Source organism: Inquilinus limosus (genome assembly GCF_002195995.1).
Lineage (GTDB): Bacteria > Pseudomonadota > Alphaproteobacteria > DSM-16000 > Inquilinaceae > Inquilinus > Inquilinus limosus_C.
The window spans coordinates 1-17,785 of the sequence record NZ_NHON01000108.1 but is presented as its reverse complement, the minus strand read 5'-3'; the positions used below and the strand labels follow the sequence as shown (position 1 = coordinate 17,785).

Sequence of the window (17,785 nt, the reverse complement as noted above, 5' to 3'; positions counted from 1 at the left end):
CGCTGGGGCTGACCTGGCTGTACAGCGCCGCCCGGCACGATGCCGGGACCATCGAGGCTCTGAGTCGGGCCTTCGCCGCCGAGCTGGAAGCACTGGTTGAGCTGTGCAGCGCGCCGGGAGCGGGCGGGCTGACGCCGTCGGACGTGCCTCTGGCAGGCCTGAGCCAGGCGGAGCTGGACGCCCTGCCGGTGCCGGCGGCGGAGATCGAGGACCTGTACCCGCTGTCGCCGATGCAGCAGGGGATGCTGTTCCACAGCCTGCAGGCGCCGGAGCTGTATGTGACGCAGATCCGGGTGGATGTGGACGGGCTGGACGCCGGCCGCTTCGCCCGGGCGTGGGAGGTGGCGGTGGAGAGCCACGCCATCCTGCGCACCGGCTTCCTGGGCCAGGAGGACAGGCCGCTGCAACTGGTGCGGCGGCGGGCGCCGTCGCCGGTGGAGCAGCTGGACTGGCGCGGTAAGCCGGATCTCGACCATGCCCTGTCTGAGCTGGCGGCATCGGACCGGTCGCGGGGCTTCGACCTGGCGGCGGCGCCGCTGCTGCGGGTGCTCTTGGTGCGGACGGGGGAGGACCGGCACCGGCTGATCCTGACCAGCCATCACCTGCTGCTGGACGGGTGGAGCACGTCGCGGCTGATCGGCGAGGTGCTGACGCGGTATCACGGCAAGGTGCCGTCGCTGCCGGCGGGGCGGTACCGGGACTACATCGCCTGGCTGGGCCGTCGGGACCAGGCGGCGGATGAGCGCTTCTGGCGGGAGCGGCTGTCGGGTGTGGAGGAGCCGACGCTGCTGGCCTCGGCGCTGCCGGCGCCGGAGGTGCAGCCGGGGCATGACAGCCGGAAGCTGCGGCTGGACACGGTGGCGACGGAAGCCCTGAAGGCGTTCGCGCNAGCGCTTCTGGCGGGAGCGGCTGTCGGGTGTGGAGGAGCCGACGCTGCTGGCCTCGGCGCTGCCGGCGCCGGAGGTGCAGCCGGGGCATGACAGCCGGAAGCTGCGGCTGGACACGGTGGCGACGGAAGCCCTGAAGGCGTTCGCGCGGCGCGAGCATGTGACGCTGAACACGGTGGTGCAGGGGGCGTGGGCGCTGCTCTTGTCGCGGATCACCGGGCAGCGTCGCGTGGTGTTCGGGTCGACGGTTTCGGGGCGTCCGGCGGAGCTGCGGGATGCCGAGGCGCTGCTGGGGCTGTTCATCAACACCCTGCCGGTGGCGCCGGCCTTGGACCCGGCCANGCGCTGCTCTTGTCGCGGATCACCGGGCAGCGTCGCGTGGTGTTCGGGTCGACGGTTTCGGGGCGTCCGGCGGAGCTGCGGGATGCCGAGGCGCTGCTGGGGCTGTTCATCAACACCCTGCCGGTGGCGCCGGCCTTGGACCCGGCCAGGCCGGTGGGCGACTGGCTGCGGCAGCTGCAGGCGGAGAATGCGGCGCTGCGCGAGCATGAGCACACGCCGCTCTACGAGATCCAGGGCTGGGCCGGCCAGGGCGGCCGCTCCCTGTTCGACACACTGCTGGTCTTCGAGAACTATCCCGTCGACCAGGCCCTCCGCGAGCTGGAAGGCAAGGGGCCGCGCTTCGGCCAGANGAACCGGCGGGCCCCGGCCAGGCGGGCAATGGCGGGTCCGGCCAGGCCGGTGGGCGACTGGCTGCGGCAGCTGCAGGCGGAGAATGCGGCGCTGCGCGAGCATGAGCACACGCCGCTCTACGAGATCCAGGGCTGGGCCGGCCAGGGCGGCCGCTCCCTGTTCGACACACTGCTGGTCTTCGAGAACTATCCCGTCGACCAGGCCCTCCGCGAGCTGGAAGGCAAGGGGCCGCGCTTCGGCCAGATCCAGAGCCTGGAGACCACGAACTATGCCCTGACCCTCGGGATCGAGGCGGGGGCCGCGCTCGAGATCGACTGGAGCTGGCGGCGCGACGCCTTCGACCGCGAGCGGATCGAGCAACTGATGCGCCGGTTCGAGGCGCTGCTGTTGCGGATCGCCGGGGCGCCGGAGGCGTGCCTCGGCACCCTGGCCATCGTCACCGAGGCCGAGCGGACGCAGATCGTCCGGTGGCAATCGGAGCCGCATGAGGCGGTGCCGCACCGCTTCGTCCAGGACCGGATCGCGGAGAAGGCCGCGGCGGATCCGGACCGGACCGCGGTGATCCTCGGCGATCGCGAGGTCAGCCGGGGCGAGCTGGAGCGGCGGGCGAACCACCTGGCACACCGTCTGGTCGCGGCCGGCGTCGGGCCGGACCGGCAGGTCGGCGTGCTGCTGGACCGGTCGGTCGAGATGCTGGTGGCGCTGCTTGCCGTGCTCAAGGCCGGGGGCGCCTTCGTGCCGCTGGCGCCGGACACTCCCGCCGCACGGCTGGCGGACATGGTGTCGGGCAGCGGGCTGGAGTTGGTGATCACCCGGCGGTCGCTGGCGCAGCGCGTGCCGGCCGGCGTCGACCGCATCCTCGTCGAGGACGCGTCCGGCGAGGACCCGGCCCGGCCTGAGGTACGGCTGCATCCCGCGAACCTGGCCTATGTGATCTACACCTCGGGCTCCACCGGCAAGCCCAAGGGCGTCGCGGTGGCCCATGGCGCCATCGCCGAGCATTGCCGGCTGACGGCCGGGATCGCGGAGATCGGCGAGCCGTCGCGCGAGTTCCACTTCCTGTCCTTCATCTTCGACGGCGCGCATGAGCGCTGGCTGACGGCGCTGACCAGCGGCGCCAGCCTGGTGCTGCGCGATGACACCCTCTGGCCCGCGGACCAGACACTGGAGACCAAGCGCCGCCTGGGTGTGACCCATGCCGACTACACGCCGGTCTATCTCGCCGAGCTCGCCGCCTGGGCGGAAGCGTCCGGGGAGTGCCCGCCGATGGAGGTCTGTTCCTTCGGCGGCGAGGGCATGCCGCGCGAGGTCTATGACCGGGTGCGCCGGGGGCTGCGGCCGAAGATCCTGATCAACGGCTACGGCCCGACCGAGGCGGTGGTCACGCCGCTGATGTGGAAGGTCGGGGCGGATATCGGGTTCGACGGCGCCTATGCGCCGATCGGCCGGCCGCTCGGCGACCGCCGGGCCTATGTGCTGGACGGCGACCTGAACCCGGTGCCGGAAGGGGTGCCGGGCGAGCTGTATATCGGCGGCACCGGCCTGGCCCGCGGCTATGTCGGCCGCCCGGACCTGACGGCCGACCGCTTCGTGCCGGATCCGCATGCCGGGCCGGGAGCGCGGATGTACCGCACCGGCGACCTGGTGCGGTGGCGGCCGGACGGGGTGATCGAATATATCGGCCGCCTCGACCATCAGGTGAAGATCCGCGGCTATCGCATTGAATTGGGTGAGATCGAGGCGCATCTGCTCGACCATCCGAAGGTAAGGTCGGCGGTGGCGTCGGCGATGCCGGCGCCGGGCGGCCCGCGCCTGGTGGCCCATGTGGTGGCGACGGGAGGATCGGACGGGCTGGAGGCCGAGCTGCAGGCTCATCTGGCCGAGCGCCTGCCGGACTACATGGTGCCGTCGCGGGTGGTCGGGCTGGCGGCGCTGCCGCTGCTGGCGAACGGCAAGCTGGACCGCCGGGCGCTGCCCGACCCCGACTGGACCAGCGAGGTCGGGACGGCGGAGCCCGAGGGCGAGGCCGAGCGGGCGGTGGCGGCGATCTGGCGCGAGGTGCTGGGCCTGCCGCAGCTGTCCCGGACCGACGACTTCTTCAGCCTCGGCGGGCATTCGCTGACCGCGATGCGCGTCCGTGCCCAGCTGCTGGAACGGCACGGCCTGGCCCTGCCGATCCGCCACTTCTTCGACCACCCGACCCTCGCCGGGCTGGCCGCCAGCCTGGCCGGCGACCTTGTCGCCGACAGTGCCGCGGCCGAGCAGCGCCTGAGCGACATGGACCGGTGGATGAGCGAACTCGAGGACCTGACATGACCGTCGACGCCAACCAGATCGCCCGCCGCTTCGCCGCGCTGGCGCCGGACCGGCGCCGCGCCTTCCTGGACAAGCTGGCCGGGCACGGCGTGGACTTCGCGTCCCTGCCGATCGTGCCGGTCGAGCGCGGCCGTGACCTGCCGCTGTCCCACGCCCAGCGCGGGCTGTGGCTGACCTGGCAGCGCGATCCCGCCAGCCCGGCCTACACCATGGCCGGCATCCTGTCGCTGTCCGGCGATCTCGACTGCGCGGCACTGCAGGCGGCGGCCGGCGACCTCGTCGCCCGGCACGAGGCGCTGCGCACCACCTTCGGCATCGACGCCGAGGGCCGGCCGGTGCAGCGCCTGCATGCCGAGCTGCCGCCGCCCTTCCTCGTCCGCGACCTGCGGGCGGCGGCGCGGCCGGAGGCCGAGAGCGACGCCTTCGCCGACGCCCTGGCGCGGCAGCCCTTCGACCTGGAGATCGGCCCGTTGCTGCGGTTCGAGCTGCATGTGCTGGGCGAGCGCGAGCACCGGCTGGTCCTGGCCCTGCACCACATCGTCGCCGACGGCTGGTCGGTCGGGTTGGTCACCGGCGACCTTGCCGCCCTCTACGCGGCGCGGCGCGACGGCGCACCCTCCGGCCTGGCGCCGATGACGCTGCACTATGCCGACTACGCCGCCTGGCAGCGCAGCTGGCTGGAGGCGGGGGGGGAGGCACGCCAGATCGAAGCCTGGAAGGCGGCACTGGGCGACAGCCACCCGCCGCTCGACCTGCCCTTCGACCGGCCACGGCCGGCGCAGCGCAGCGAGGCCGGGGCGGCGCACCGCCTCAGCCTGTCCAAGCCGGTCAGCGACGGGCTGCGCGCCCTGGCCCGCGGCCGCGGCGCCTCGACCTTCATGGCCGTGCTGGCGCTGCTCAAGCTGCTGCTGGCGCGCAACGGCGCGGGCGACGACATCCGCATCGGCGCGCCGCTGGCCCATCGCGGCCGGGCCGAGACGCATCCGATGATCGGCTACTTCACCAATGTCGCGGTGCTGCGCACGGTGCTGGACCAGCGCCGGGGCTTCACCGCCCTGCTGGACCAGGTGCGCGAGGGCCTGCTGGCGACCGAGGCACGGATCGACGTGCCCTTCGACATGGTGGTGGAGGCGCTGGCCCCGCCGCGCCAGGCCGGGGTGAACCCGCTGTTCCAGGTGAAGTGCACCGAGCAGGACGGCACGCCGGGCGACGGTGATTTCGCCGGGCTGGCCATGACGCTGCGCGGCCTCGCCGGCGGCGCGGCGCATTTCGATCTCAGCCTCGACCTGACCGACCGGCGGGAGGGCATCGACCTGCTGCTGGCCTACACCACCGACGTGTTCGACGCGGCGACGATCGAGCGCCTGGGCGCGGATCTCGCCGCCCTGGCCGAGGCGGTGGTGGCGGCGCCGGAGCGGCGGCTGGCCGACCTCGCCCCGGCCCCGGCGCCCTCCAGCGCCTTCGGCCCGGCCAGCGCCGCGCCGCCGGCCGATCTGGTCGCAGCATGGCGGGCGCTGGCGGCGGCGGCGCCGAAGGCGATCGCCCTCCGGCACGAGGATCGCTCCTATACCCGCGCCGAGCTCGATCAGGCCTCCGACCGGCTGGCGCGGCGGCTGGTGGCCGGCGGCGTCCGGCCCGAGGACCGGGTGGCGCTGCAGATGGGGCGGACGCCGGAATGGGGGCTCGGCCTCCTCGGCGTGCTCAAGGCCGGCGGCGCCTATCTGCCGCTCGACCCCGCGGCCCCGGCAGAGCGACGGGCCGAGCTGGTGGCCGACAGCGGTGCCCGCTGGCTGCTGGTCGACGCCGAGACGCCGGACGGCTTCGGCTGCGAGGTGCTGCGCCTGTCCCTGGACGATGACGCCGACGACGCCTCGGCGGTGCTGCCCGAGCCGGCGCCGGACCAGGCCGGCTGCCTGATCTACACCTCCGGGTCGACCGGCAAGCCCAAGGGTGTCGTCGTCACCCGCGGCGGCATCGCCGACTACGCAAGCGGCGTGCTGCGGGTGCTGGACCTGCCGGACGGGGCGCGGATGGCGATGGTCTCCACCGTCGCCGCCGATCTCGGCAACACCGTGCTGTACGGCGCGCTCTATGGCGGCGGAGAGCTGCACCTGGTCGACCCGGCCCGCGCCTTCGACCCGGACCGCTTCGCCGAGTATATGGCGGCCCAGCGGATCGAGGTGCTGAAGATCGTGCCGAGCCACCTGCAGGCGCTGCTGCAGGCGCGCCGGCCGCAGGATGCGCTGCCGGCGCACACGCTGGTGCTGGGCGGCGAGGCCACCGGCTGGCCGCTGCTCGAGCGGATCCGCGAGCTGGCGCCCGGCTGCCGCGTGGTCAACCATTACGGCCCGACCGAGGCCACGGTCGGCGCGCTGTGCCAGCCCGCGGCCGAGGCTTGGCGCGCCGCCGGCACGCTGCCGATCGGCCGGCCGCTGCCCGACGCCGCGGCGCATGTGCTGGACGATCATCTGAACCCGGTGCCGGCCGGCGCGGCGGGGCAGCTCTATCTCGGCGGCCCCGGCGTGGCGCGCGGCTATCTCGGCCGCCCGGACCTGACCGCCGAGCGCTTCGTGCCCGATCCGTTCGGCGCGCCCGGCAGCCGACTGTACCGCACCGGCGACCGGGTGCGGCGCCTGGCCGACGACAGCCTGGAATTCCTGGGCCGGGCCGATGACCAGGTGAAGATCCGCGGCTACCGGGTCGAACCGGGCGAGGTGGCGACGGCGCTGCGCGGCCTGGACGGCGTGGCCGACGCCGCGGTGGTGGCGCTGCCGGCGGAGGATGGGCGGCTGCAGCTCGCCGCCTATGTCGCGGCGCCGGCCGGCACGGATCTGGAGGCGGTGAAGGCCCGGCTCGCGGCGCGGCTGCCGGACTATATGGTGCCTTCCGCCTGGGTGCGGTTGGACGCCCTGCCGGTCACCGCCAACGGCAAGCTCGACCGCAAGGCGCTGCCGGCGCCGGAGGCGGCGAGGCCGGCCGGCGACCCGCCGCGCGGCGAGACCGAGCAGGCGCTGGCCGCGCTCTGGTCCGGCCTGCTGGGCACCGACGCGATCGGTCGCGACGACAACTTCTTCGCCCTGGGCGGGGATTCGATCCTCAGCCTCAAGCTGCTGGCGCGGATCCGCAAGCAGGGCCTGGCCGGGGGGAAGGCGCTGACCCTGGCCGACATCCTCAACGCTCGCAGCCTGGCCGACCTCGCGACCCGGATCGCGCCGGCGCCGCCGCAGGGGCCGGAGGTGGTGCATCTGCAGCAGGGCGGCCGCGGCGTGCCGCTGTACTGCCTGCCGGGGCTGATCGTGAACTCGACCGAGTTCGCCTCGATGGTCGCGGCGCTCGGTGGCGACCGCCCGGTTACCGGCTTCGTCAGCCACGTCTATACGGAGCAGCGCTGGCGCGGCTACGACATGGCGGCGCTGGCCGAGGAGTTCGCGGCCCATATCGAGCGCACCGCCGGCGGCCGCTGCGCCCTGCTGGGCTGGTCCTCCGGCGGCGACCTGGCCTTCGAGACGGCGCATCGCCTGAAGGGCCGGGTGGCGGTCGAGTTCCTGGGCCTGGTCGACGTTTTCGAATCCGTCCCGTTCCGCACCGACCGGACGCTGTCGGAAGAGGAACGGCAGCGGGCCGCGGCCTTGCTGGAGCAATGGCTCGGCCGCTCGGCCATGGCGGCGCGGTGGCGGTCGCTGTTCGCGCTGATGGACGAGGCCGAGCGGGCGGCGTTGGAGGCCTATGTGCTGGCCGAGGGCGACGGGCTGCCGGCGGACGGCCCCGACCTGACCTCGCGCGAGTTCGAGCTGTGGGCGATGCTGGACAAGCGGCTGCGCGCGGCGCGGTACGAGTACCGGCCGCTCGACCTGCCGGTGCATGTCTGGCAGGCGGAGGATTCGCTGAGCCAGCCGGAGCCGCTGCGGGACTGGAGCCTGCTGGCGCCGGTGGCGGCGCTGGAGCGGGTGGCGGGCGCCGTGCATCTCGACATCATCCACGCTCCGGACTTCCAGTCCGGCGTGCGGGAGGCGCTGCGCCGGGCCGATGCCGTTCCGGCGGTGGCGGCGCAGTAGGGGAGGGGCCGCGCCCCCGCCGGTCAGTGCGGATAGCTGATCGGCGGGCCGCCGGCCGGGTGGGGCAGGACGCCCATCGGGATGCCATAGATCGCCTGCAGCCGTTCCGGATGCAGGATCGTGTCCGGGGTGCCACGGGCGATCAGCCGCCCGGAATGCAGCGCCACGATGTCGTCGCAGAACCGGGCCGCCATGTTGATGTCGTGCAGCACCACGACGACGCCCAGCCCCTTGCCGCGGCTCAGCCGCTGCACCAGCGCCAGGACATCGACCTGATGGGCGATGTCGAGGGCGGAGATCGGCTCGTCCAGCAGCAGGCAGGCGGCGTCCTGCGCCACCAGCATCGCCAGCCAGGCGCGCTGCCGCTCGCCGCCCGACAGGGTCTCGACCAGCCGGTCGGCAAAGGAGGCGATGTCGGTCAGCGCCATCGCCTCCTCGACCTTCTCCCGGTCCGTGGCGCCGAAGCGGCCGAGCGCGCCGTGCCAGGGATAGCGGCCCAGCGCCACCAGCTCGCGCACCAGCAGGCCGGAGGCCGGCGGCGTCTGCTGCGGCAGATAGGCCACGCGGCGGGCGAAGGCGCGGTCGGCCCAGTCCCGCAGCGGCCGGCCCTCGAACCGGACCGTGCCGGCGCTCGGCGGCTGCTGCCGGGCCAGGAGCTTCAGCAGCGTCGACTTGCCGGAGCCGTTATGGCCGATCAGCCCGGTGACCCGGTGCGGCGCCAGCCTCAGGTCCAGCGGCTGCAGCAGGGCGCGGCCGGCGACGGCGAAGGCGGCCTGCGACAGCTCGAACATCGCCGGCCCGGCATCGGTCTCGGCCACAGGGGCGGGGGCGGTATGGTTCACGCCGGTCTCGCTTTCTCCAGCGGGCAGGTCGAGCACAGCTCCAGGCTGGGGATCAGGTAGCGGATGCAGCAGACACGCCGCACCCTCTTTCGCTTCCCGCCGCGCTCGACATAGCGCACCGGCTCGAACAGCGGGTTGGCGCGCCGGCCGGGCCAGTCGCGGCTGGCCATCAGCGCGCGGGCCTGGGCCGGGCCGGGGCCGCGCGCCAGCCCGGACGCCTCGATCTGCCGCAGCAGGTTCTCGAACAGGTTGCCGACATTGCTCCACAGCACCTTCGCGGTGGCGCCGCTCTGCGCCGCCAGCGCCCGGATCAAGGGCTCGATATGGCCGTCGACCAGCGGCCCGAAGCGCTCGAACCCGTCGGCCGGGGTGGCCGGGCCGCCGCCATGCGGCAGCTTGAACGCCGTCGTCTGCCCGTCCGGGGCAACGATCACCTCGACCTCGTCGAGATCCGTCGGCAGGCCATGCTCCAGCAGCAGGCTCGCGGCCACCACCGGCGTCAGCAGCATCCAGAAATGCCACTTCGCCCACATCGAGGCCACGGCCCGCGGTTCCGGCTGGTCATAGCGCCGGGCGAAGCGCTCCAGGATCGGGCCCAACACGGCCGGGTCGAGCAGCTCGGACCCCCGCAGGCCCGGCCGTGGATCATCGGCCAGCGCCAGCCGGTCGGCGAAATCGGCCAGCGGGCCGACGAAGATCGGGGCCAGGGCGTCGATCATGAGGCAGCCGAGGAGGTCATGCCGGCCGTCGCCGTTGCATCAGCCAGATGAAATACGTGCCGCCGACGAAGGTGGCAACCAGCCCGGCCGGCACCTGCCAGGGGAAGGCGATGGTGCGGCCCAGCCAGTCGGCCAGCACCATCAGCCCCGCGCCCAGCAGGCCGGCGGCCAGGATCTGCGGCGTCGGCCGCCGCAGGCCGAGCATGCGGACGATGTGCGGCGCCATCAGCCCGACGAAGCTGAGCGGGCCGACGGTCAGCGTCGCCCCGGCGGTCAGGATGGCGGCCAGCAGCAGCAGGGCCGCCCGGCTGCGGGCCAGGGAGACACCCAGCGCCCGGCCGGTGGCGGCGCCCAGCGGCAGGATGGTCAGCCAGCGCCCGGCCAGCGGCAGGATCAGTGCGGCAGTGAGGGCAAGACCGCAGGTGATTGCGGCGTCGCCGGCCGAGACGCCATAGGTCGACCCCGACAGCCAGCCCAGCAGCAGCGCCGTGCGCGGATCACCGCTGAACAGCAGCGCCACCAGGAAGGCGCTGGCGACGGTGGTCAGGGCCATGCCGGCCAGCAGCATGTGCTCGGAGGAAAAGGCCGATCGCCGCCCGAGGGACAGCACGGCCAGCAGCGCCGCCAGCGCGCCCAGCCCGGCCACCCCGGTCAGGGCCAGCCGGTCCAGCCCCGGCACGAACAGCGCCGCCAGGATCAGGGCCAGGGCGGCGCCGGAGGAGACGCCGAGCAGCTCCGGGCTCGCCATGGCGTTGCCGGTCAGGCGCTGCAGCACCACGCCGGCCGCCGCCAGCATGAAGCCGGCCCCCAGCGCGGCGGCGACGCGCGGCGCCCGCCACGGCAGCAGCAGGTCGAGATCGGCTCCCAGGCTCCATTGCCATCCGTCCGGCGTGCGGCCCAGCGCCAGCGCGGCCCAGACAACGAGGCCGAGCAGCAGCAGGGCGCAGGCGACCCAGGGCCAGGGGTGCCGGCGGCGGTGGTCGGCGGAGGAGGCGGGCCGGTCCGGCCGGGCCTCGCCGGCCGCAGGCCGCAGCCGGCGCAGCAGCCACAGCAGCAGCGGCGCGCCGAGCATGGCGGTGACGGCGCCGGTCGGGACGGCGCCGCTGGCATCGACGAATTGCAGCAGCTGGTCGGTCAGCGCCAGCAGCCCGGCGGAGACCGCCGGGGCCCACAGCAGCCGGTCGCGGAACCGGCGGGCCCCGGCCAGGCGGGCAATGGCGGGTCCGGCCAGGCCGATGAAGCCGATCGGCCCGACCAGCGCGGCGACCGAGGCGCTGAGCAGCACCGCCACCGCGATCGCCGCCAGGCGCGCCGCCGCCGGCGACAGGCCGAGGCCGCGGGCGCCATCCTCGTCGAGGTCGAGCAGGGTCAGCGGCCGCAGCATCAGCGCGGCTGCCAGCGCCGCCAGGGCCAGGCGCGGCGCCAGGGCCAGCACCCCGCCCCAGCTGTTCTGGTTCAGCGCTCCGCCCTGCTGCACGAACAGGTCGGTCAGCGCCTCGTGATTGAACAGCACCAGCATCTTGCTGGCGGCGTCGAGATAGAAGGTGACGACCAGCCCGGCCAGGATCACGGCGATCGGCGCCAGCTTGTGGCGCCAGCTCAGCAGCAGGATCAGGGTGATCGCCACGACGCTGCCGATCAGGGCCACGGCCTCCTGCCCGGCGTCCAGGAGCGACGGCGCCATCAGCGTGGCGGCGATCAGCGCCAGCCGGGCCCCGGCGAAGACGCCCAGCGTCCCGGGCTCGGCCAGCGGGTTGCGCAGCGCCTGCTGGAACAGCACCCCGGCAAGGCCGAGCGCGCCGCCGCCGAGCAGCCCCATGGCCAGGCGCGGCAGCAGGCTGTACTGCGCCAGCATCTGGCGCATGTCGGCCGGATCGGGGGCGGTCAGGGCCTGCCGCCATTCCGCCGCCGGCAGCAGCGCCTGCAGATGGTGCAGGAACAGGGCCAGGGCCGCGGCGATCAGCACCGCCGCCAGGACGGCCGGCCGGCCCGCCGCGGCCGGCCGGGGCAAGGCGAGATCAGCCATTCGCGGTTCCGTGCGCCGGGAGGATCCGGGCCAGCTGCTGGGCGAAGCGGGTTGCGGAGGCCAGGCCGCCATTCGGATAGACCACCGGCATCTCGATCACCCGGCCCTGGCGCACGGCGGGCAGGGCGGCCCAGAGCGGGCTGGCCGCGAGCTGGCGCAGAGCGCGTTCGGTCTCGGCGCCGCGGTCGAAATGGATCAGGCGGGCTTCGGCGTCGCCGGCCAACTGCTCGATGCCGATCGAGGTGGTGCCCCAGACATTGGTCCGTCCGGTCCAGGCGTTGCGCAGGCCCAGCCGGGTCAGGACGTCGCCGATCATGCCGCGGCCGCCGAAGATCGCGGCGTGGCGCCCATCCTCGTTGAAGCGGACGACATAGACGGGCCGGTCGGTCCAGGGCTGCAGGGCCTGGCGGGCCTCGGCCAGGGCGGCGTCGGCGCGGTCGGACCAGGCCCGGGCCTCGGCCTCGCGGCCGGTCATCGCCGCCACCCGCAGCAGCAGGTCGCGCACATGCTCGACCGCCGGCTTCTCGGTCGAGAAGGTCGGCAGCCAGGCCACCGGGGCGATGCGCTCCAGCCCGAAAGGGCCGGACTCGGCCCAGGACGGCGCCAGGATCAGGTCGGGTCGCAGATGCTGCAACAGCTCGAGATTCGGTTCCTGCAGCGGGCCCAGATCCGGCACGCCGTCCGGCAGCGTCGGCTCGGCCACCAGGCGGCGGTACAGCGGAATGTTGCCGACCGCGACGGGCGTGACGCCCAGGGTCAGCAGCGTCTCAGTCAGCAGCAGGTCGATGGTCGCGACCCGGCGCGCCGCCGGTCCGGCGGGGATCTGCGCATGCGCGGAGCCCAGGCCCGCCAGGGCCAGGCCGATCCCCCCCAGGACCGCGCGCCGGGTCGGCATCAGGGCGTCACCATTTGTAGCCCAGCGTGGCCGACAGGGTGAACGGCTCGCCATAGCGGCAGCCGCTGATGTCGACGCAGGTGATGTAGTCCTTGTCGAACAGGTTCTTGGCATTGAGCTGCAGCGTGGTGCCGGTCAGGCGCTCGTCCAGCACGCCGAAATCGTAGGAGACCATGGCGTCGACCAGAACCCGGCCCGGCACGTCCTCCTTGAGCGGGCGCTCGTCGGCGTCGACGCCCGGGATGTTGGCGGAGCTCAGATACTGGAGCCCGGCGCCGACCGTCAGGCCCTTGATGCCGAGGCCGTCGAGCTTGTAGTCGGCCCAGACCGCGATGTTGTGATACGGGACCAGGGCCAGGCGCTGGTCCTTCAGCTGGCCTTCCAGCGTGCGCGCATCGGTATAGCTGTAGGCGGCGACGAGGTTCAGGGCGCCGAGGCTGGCCCGGGCCTCCAGCTCGATGCCCTGCGACCGCACCTTGCCGGTCTGGATCGAATAGGTGGTGTCCTCAGGATCCGTCATCAGGACGTGATCCTGGTCGATCCGGAAGATGGCGCCGCTGATCAGGAAGTTCTCGCCCGGCGGCTGGTAGCGCAGCCCGACCTCGTACTGGTTGGCCTTGCTCGGCTCGAACTGCTTGCCGTCCTTGCTGATGCCGGCGTTCAGCGCGGTGGGGTCGAAGGACTGGCTGAAGCTGAAATAGGGCGCCAGGCCGTCATCGAACAGGTACAGCAGCCCGACGCGGCCGGTGAAGGCGCTGTCCGACCGGCTCTGCTTCCGCGGAACGTTCAGGGCGTCGAGAACGGCCTGGTTGCGATAGCTGGTGTTGTAGGCGTCGGCCCAGTCGTAGCGGCCGCCCAGCAGCAGGACCAGCTTGTCGTAGATCTTCATCTGGTCCTGGAAATAGACGCCGATCTGCGAGCCCGAATTGTTGAAGCCGGTGTTGTTGCTGTTGACGCTGACCTTCGCGTTGTAGACCGGGTGGTAGATGTCGTTGAGATCGGCGACCGTGCCGCCGAGCCGGTTGGTGTCGTAGCCGACCCCGTAGGTGTCGACGCCGGCCAGCAGGGTGTGCTGCACCGGCCCGGTCTCGACCTTCGCCTCCAGCGAGGTGTCGGTGGTGAAGCCGTTCGACAGCTCGTCGCGGTTGATCACACCCCGCTTCAGCGAATTGTCCGGCTTCAGGCCGCCGTAGCTCAGATAGTTCCAGTCCACCTCGGCATGGTAGTAGCGCAGGGAATTGCGCAGGGTCAGGCTGTCGTTGAACTTGTGCTCGAGCTGGTAGCCGAGCGTGTAGCTCTGGCTGTAGTACTTGTCGTAGCCCTTCTGGCCGATGAACAGGTCGCGCGGGATCTTGCCCTCGCGCAGCTCGGTGAAGGGCATCGGCGGCGCGAAGCGGGTGTAGATCTCCTGATAGTCGCTCAGGAAGGTGATCGTGGTCGCGTCCGACGGCCGCAGGGTGAAGGCCGGGGCGATGTACAGCTTGTCGTCCGGCACGTGATCGACCCAGTTGCCGGAATCGCGCCACAGCCCGGTCAGCCGGTAGGTCAGCTTGCCGTCCGGGTCGATCGGCCCGCTGGTGTCGCCCGAGAACTGGGTCCGGCCATAGGTGCCGTATTCGGCATTCAGCTCATGGAACGGCGTATCGGTCGGCCGCTTGCTGACCGCGTTGACCACGCCGCCCGGGGTCACCTGGCCGTAGAGGATGGAGGAGGGGCCGCGGAGGACCTCGATACGCTCCAGCCCGTAGGGCTCCTGGTTGCCGTCATAGACGTTCGACTGCAGCTTCAGGCCGTCGCGCAGCATGCCGGAGGCGCCGGTGGCCACGTTGAAGCCGCGGATCATGAAGTCGTCATTGATCCGGCTGTAGGCGCCGGACTGGAAGGTGATGCCCGGCGTGTAGGTCAGCGCCTGGGACAGGGTCTCGGCGTTCGTCGCCGTGATCTGGTCCTGCGGGACCACCGAGATCGACTGCGGCGTCTCGATCAGCGGGGTGTTGGTCTTGGTGGCGCTGAGGCTGGTGTTGGCCACGAAGCCCTGCACCGGGCCGGTCGGGCTCTCGCCCTGGCCGGTGACCACGATCTGGGGCAGGACGATGCTGCTCCCGGGCTGCGTCTGCTGCGGCTGGGCCGGCGGCTGAGCTTGCGTCTGAGTCTGCGCCTGCGCGGATGTCCCGACCGATCCGCCGGCCGCGACGAGAATGGTAGTCGTTAGCAACATCCGCACGCGATCGCGCGCGCCGTATCCAGCACCCATGCCACCCCATCCCTTCCTATCCGGAATCGCGGGCACCGGCGATCCTCGCCGCGCCCGTCTTCGAATGCCGGGTGCTGCTTAACAAGATTAATAATGACTCGCAATCTCATTCGCAGAGATTTTCGACGATCTCGACGGATCGGGCCACCCCGTCGGGCTTGCCGCCACGGGCCGCTGGCGGAGTATCACGCCCGGCTGAGACGATCGAGGATGGATTGGGCCTGGTCGAGATGGCGCTTCACGATCGGCACCATCTGCGTCGCGATCGCCTTCAGCGCCGGGTTGCCGCCGAAGCTGCTGTAGTCCTGCTGCAGCTTCAGCGCCGCGGTGTGGGCCTCCACTTGCGTCCGCATGTACAGCCGGTCGAAATCCTGCTCGGTCGCGTTGGCCAGGGCCTGCAGCAGCTGGTCGTGAGCGGCGTCGACCGAGACCGGCAAGGAGAGGTCCTGGCCCTTCGCCGCATCCGCCAGCTGCTCGCTGGCCTTGGTGTGGTCGTCGAGCATCATCCGGGCGAAGCTGCGGACCTCGTCCGACGACGCCTTCTCCAGCGCGACCTGGGCGGCCGAGATCTCGAACAGGCCGCTGATCGCGGTCTGCCGGGCATAGGTGGCGGCGTCGATCTGCACGGGCTGGGTGGCCGCGTCGGCACTCTGCGCCGATGCGGTCGGAATGGTCGCCAGGCAGGCCAGGGCGGCGAAGCTCAGGGCGGCCAGGAGTCGTCGCATGGGTCGGCTCCATGATCGGTCGGCTTGCCTGGTCAACGCGAGGCCCGGATCGCCGGTTCCGACGCCAGGGGCAGCGGGTCGACCCGGATCTCGGCGATCAGCGGCAGGTGGTCGGAGGCGTGCCGCCCCTCCGCATCGACACGGCTGCCGACCAGCGCGTGGCGCGGCCGGCAATAGACCCGGTCCAGCGTCAGCACCGGCCAGCGGGCCGGATAGGTGCGCTGCGGCGTCCGCGCCGGCAGCGTTTCGGCCAGCGACCGGCGGACGGCGCCGTTCCAGGTCCAGTCGTTGAAGTCGCCGAGCATGACCGAGGTCGGCGCCGCGCTGTCGGCAATCCGCGCCAGCATCGCCGCCTGCCGCCGCCGCTCGGCGAAGGCGAGGCCGAGGTGCACGGCGGCGAGGTGGAACGGCCCGCCGGGGGCCGAGACCATGGCCTCGATGGCGCAGCGCGGCTCCCGCCGGGACTGGCTCAGGTCGTGCAGCCGGACGGCGGAGAGCGGCCAGCGGCTGATCAGCAGGTGCCCGTAATGCCCGTCCGGCGCCACGATGGTGCGGGCCGCGGCGGTGTGCGGGCCCAGGGCGGCGGCGAGCCGGGCGAAGGGCGACTCCGCGCCGGCGCCGCGGCCGCGCGAATCCACCTCCTGCAGCGCCACGATGTCGGGCCGGTGCCGCTGCACCAGGGCGATCACCCGGTCCAGGTCGTAGCGGCCGTCCGGACCGATGCCGGCATGGATGTTCCAGGTCAGGAGGCGGAGCGTCGCGTCGCCGGTCACCCCGGATCCCGCCGCCTCCGGCTGACCAGTGCCTGCAGCCCGACCGACAGGGCGATCCAGGCGCCGATGACCGCCAGCACGATGCCGATCCGTGCCGGCGACGGGTCGGTCAGGATCGACAGCAGCCGGTCGCCCAGCGTCGACAGCACCAGCAGGCCGGGCGCGAGGCCGAGCGCGGTGCCGAGGACGAAATCGAGCACCGGGATCCGCGCCGCGCCGGCCACCAGGTTGACCAGGGTGAAGGGCGCGACCGGGACCATCCGGATGGTGGCCACGGCGACGATGCCGCGGCGGGCGATGCCGTCGCGGATCCGATGCAGCCGCGGGCCCATCGCGGCGCGCAGCGCGCTCTCGCCGGCCAGCCGCCCGACCAGATAGCCGGCCACCGCGCTGACCAGGGCGCCGGCCCCGGCATAGGCCAGGCCCGGCCAGGCGCCGAAGGCGGCGGCGGTGGCGGCGATCAGCACCGTCACCGGGAACATCACCATGCCGCCGAGCACGAAGGCGGCGATCACCAGCGGCGCGGCCCAGCCGGTGCCGCTCAGGCCGTGCAGCGACTGCTGCAGCCGGTCCGGATGGGCCCAGCCGGCCAGGTCGGTGGTGCTCCAGGCCAGGGCCAGCAGCAGGGCCGCGATCGCGATCGGGGCCAGGCGCAGCAGGCCGCGCCAGCGCGCCTTGACCGGGGCCAGGGTGCGCTCGATCAGGCCGGTCGCGGGCAGCGGCCGGCGCGGGTCGGCGAAGGCGGCCAGGCTCCAGCCCTGCTCGGTGGCGATCGGCCGGTCGTCATCCACCGGCCACAGCCGGCGATCCCCGCTGCCGTCGCCGGCGATGGCGGCCAGCAGCGACCCGGTCTCGCCGAGGCGCCGCTCGATCTCCTCCGGCGCGACCCCGCAATGCTCGCCCAGCAGCCGGGCGCGGATTCCGCGGATCACCCGGCGCTCGGCCTCGCCCGTGGCCTCGATCACCAGGTCGCATTCGCTGTCGACGGCCATCGACCGGTTGCAGAGATTGGCGGAGCCGATGCGCAGCAGCCGGTCGTCGACGATGGTCAGCTTGGAATGGACCATGACGTCGGCGGTGGCCCCGTCGGCGCTGGCCTGCGGGTGCAGCAGCCGCACCCGGTCGCCGACGCCGGCGGCGCGCAGGATCTCCATGAAGCGGATGCGGCCGGGCGCCATGGCGTGGTGCTCGACCCAGCTGTGATGGATCCGCGGCGCGGCGATCACCGCCTGCAGCCCCGGCACCTCCTGCATCCGCTGGGCCAGCCGCCCGGCGATGCGGGCGCAGGTCAGGAACTGGTTCTCGATGTAGATCGTCTCCCGCGCCGAACCGATCATGTCCTCGTACAGCGCCTCGACCTCTCGCACCTCGCCCTCGCCGGGATAGTCCGGCAGGGTCCGCGAGATGCCGATGGCGATGTCGCGGAAGTCTGGCTCGACCCGCTCGGGCCAGGGCACGGACCGGCCCGCGATGGCGGGCAGCGCCTCGCAGCTCGCGCGCTCCCAGCGCCATCGCGCCAGCTCGGACAGGGCCCGGGCGGCGGGCCCGTCGACCGCCATCTGCACATCGTGGAAGGGCGGGTAGGGGACGCCCGCCGGGT

Annotated in this window: 11 protein-coding genes and 1 pseudogene; 4 read left to right on the top strand and 8 right to left on the bottom strand. The window is 73.0% G+C overall.

The window, feature by feature from the left end; translation table 11 throughout:
• Positions 1 to 230 precede the first annotated feature (230 nt).
• From BWR60_RS31555 to BWR60_RS31540, 4 genes and pseudogenes are all read left to right on the top strand, one after another.
• A complete protein-coding gene (locus BWR60_RS31555) occupies positions 231 to 980 on the top strand; it encodes a condensation domain-containing protein (protein WP_429913051.1) in 750 nt (249 codons plus the stop codon).
• Positions 919 to 1,203: pseudogene (locus tag BWR60_RS39080) on the top strand (condensation domain-containing protein); the annotation flags it as partial. The gene BWR60_RS31555 and the pseudogene BWR60_RS39080, both read left to right, overlap by 62 nt.
• A gap of 62 nt (positions 1,204 to 1,265) precedes the next feature.
• Positions 1,266 to 3,896, top strand: coding sequence for an amino acid adenylation domain-containing protein (locus tag BWR60_RS31545; protein ID WP_429913050.1), 2,631 nt, complete (start codon positions 1,266 to 1,268; stop codon positions 3,894 to 3,896).
• The gene (locus BWR60_RS31540; protein ID WP_088156521.1) at positions 3,893 to 7,951 is read left to right on the top strand and encodes a non-ribosomal peptide synthetase; all 4,059 of its coding nucleotides are present in this window, start codon (positions 3,893 to 3,895) and stop codon (positions 7,949 to 7,951) included. Before BWR60_RS31545 ends, BWR60_RS31540 begins: the two co-directional genes overlap by 4 nt.
• Positions 7,952 to 7,974: 23 nt before the next feature.
• Here the strand turns inward: BWR60_RS31540 and BWR60_RS31535 are convergent, their stop codons facing one another.
• The 8 genes from BWR60_RS31535 to BWR60_RS31500 form a co-directional block, all read right to left on the bottom strand.
• Positions 7,975 to 8,793, bottom strand: a complete 819-nt coding sequence (locus tag BWR60_RS31535) for an ATP-binding cassette domain-containing protein (RefSeq protein ID WP_343216430.1) — start codon at positions 8,791 to 8,793, stop codon at positions 7,975 to 7,977.
• Positions 8,790 to 9,512 (bottom strand): siderophore-iron reductase FhuF, encoded by a 723-nt coding sequence (fhuF, locus tag BWR60_RS31530; RefSeq protein ID WP_088156519.1) that lies wholly within the window; start codon positions 9,510 to 9,512, stop codon positions 8,790 to 8,792. Before fhuF ends, BWR60_RS31535 begins: the two co-directional genes overlap by 4 nt.
• Positions 9,513 to 9,528: 16 nt before the next feature.
• A complete protein-coding gene (gene fhuB / locus BWR60_RS31525; RefSeq protein ID WP_088156517.1) occupies positions 9,529 to 11,538 on the bottom strand; it encodes a Fe(3+)-hydroxamate ABC transporter permease FhuB in 2,010 nt (669 codons plus the stop codon).
• Positions 11,531 to 12,433, bottom strand: coding sequence for an ABC transporter substrate-binding protein (locus BWR60_RS31520; protein WP_088156515.1), 903 nt, complete (start codon positions 12,431 to 12,433; stop codon positions 11,531 to 11,533). Before BWR60_RS31520 ends, fhuB begins: the two co-directional genes overlap by 8 nt.
• 7 nt (positions 12,434 to 12,440) lie before the next feature.
• Positions 12,441 to 14,651, bottom strand: coding sequence for a TonB-dependent siderophore receptor (locus BWR60_RS31515; protein WP_088156513.1), 2,211 nt, complete (start codon positions 14,649 to 14,651; stop codon positions 12,441 to 12,443).
• A 221-nt stretch (positions 14,652 to 14,872) separates the two neighbouring features.
• A complete protein-coding gene (locus tag BWR60_RS31510) occupies positions 14,873 to 15,412 on the bottom strand; it encodes a DUF4142 domain-containing protein (protein WP_088156511.1) in 540 nt (179 codons plus the stop codon).
• Between the two features lie 32 nt (positions 15,413 to 15,444).
• Entirely contained in the window at positions 15,445 to 16,185 is a 741-nt protein-coding gene (locus BWR60_RS31505; protein ID WP_221345217.1) for an endonuclease/exonuclease/phosphatase family protein, read from the bottom strand.
• A partial coding sequence (locus BWR60_RS31500) for a VTT domain-containing protein (protein ID WP_088156509.1) occupies positions 16,182 to 17,785 on the bottom strand: 1,604 nt, incomplete at its 5' end. The genes BWR60_RS31505 and BWR60_RS31500, both read right to left, overlap by 4 nt.

Excerpts from the sequence above, each read along its gene's own strand:
- BWR60_RS31540 (WP_088156521.1), top strand. The coding sequence starts at position 3,893 with ATGACCGTCGACGCCAACCAGATCGCCCGCCGCTTCGCCGCGCTGGCG.
- fhuF (WP_088156519.1), bottom strand. The coding sequence starts at position 9,512 with ATGATCGACGCCCTGGCCCCGATCTTCGTCGGCCCGCTGGCCGATTTC.
- fhuB (WP_088156517.1), bottom strand. The coding sequence starts at position 11,538 with ATGGCTGATCTCGCCTTGCCCCGGCCGGCCGCGGCGGGCCGGCCGGCC.
- BWR60_RS31520 (WP_088156515.1), bottom strand. The coding sequence starts at position 12,433 with ATGCCGACCCGGCGCGCGGTCCTGGGGGGGATCGGCCTGGCCCTGGCG.
- BWR60_RS31515 (WP_088156513.1), bottom strand. The coding sequence starts at position 14,651 with ATGTTGCTAACGACTACCATTCTCGTCGCGGCCGGCGGATCGGTCGGG.
- BWR60_RS31510 (WP_088156511.1), bottom strand. The coding sequence starts at position 15,412 with ATGCGACGACTCCTGGCCGCCCTGAGCTTCGCCGCCCTGGCCTGCCTG.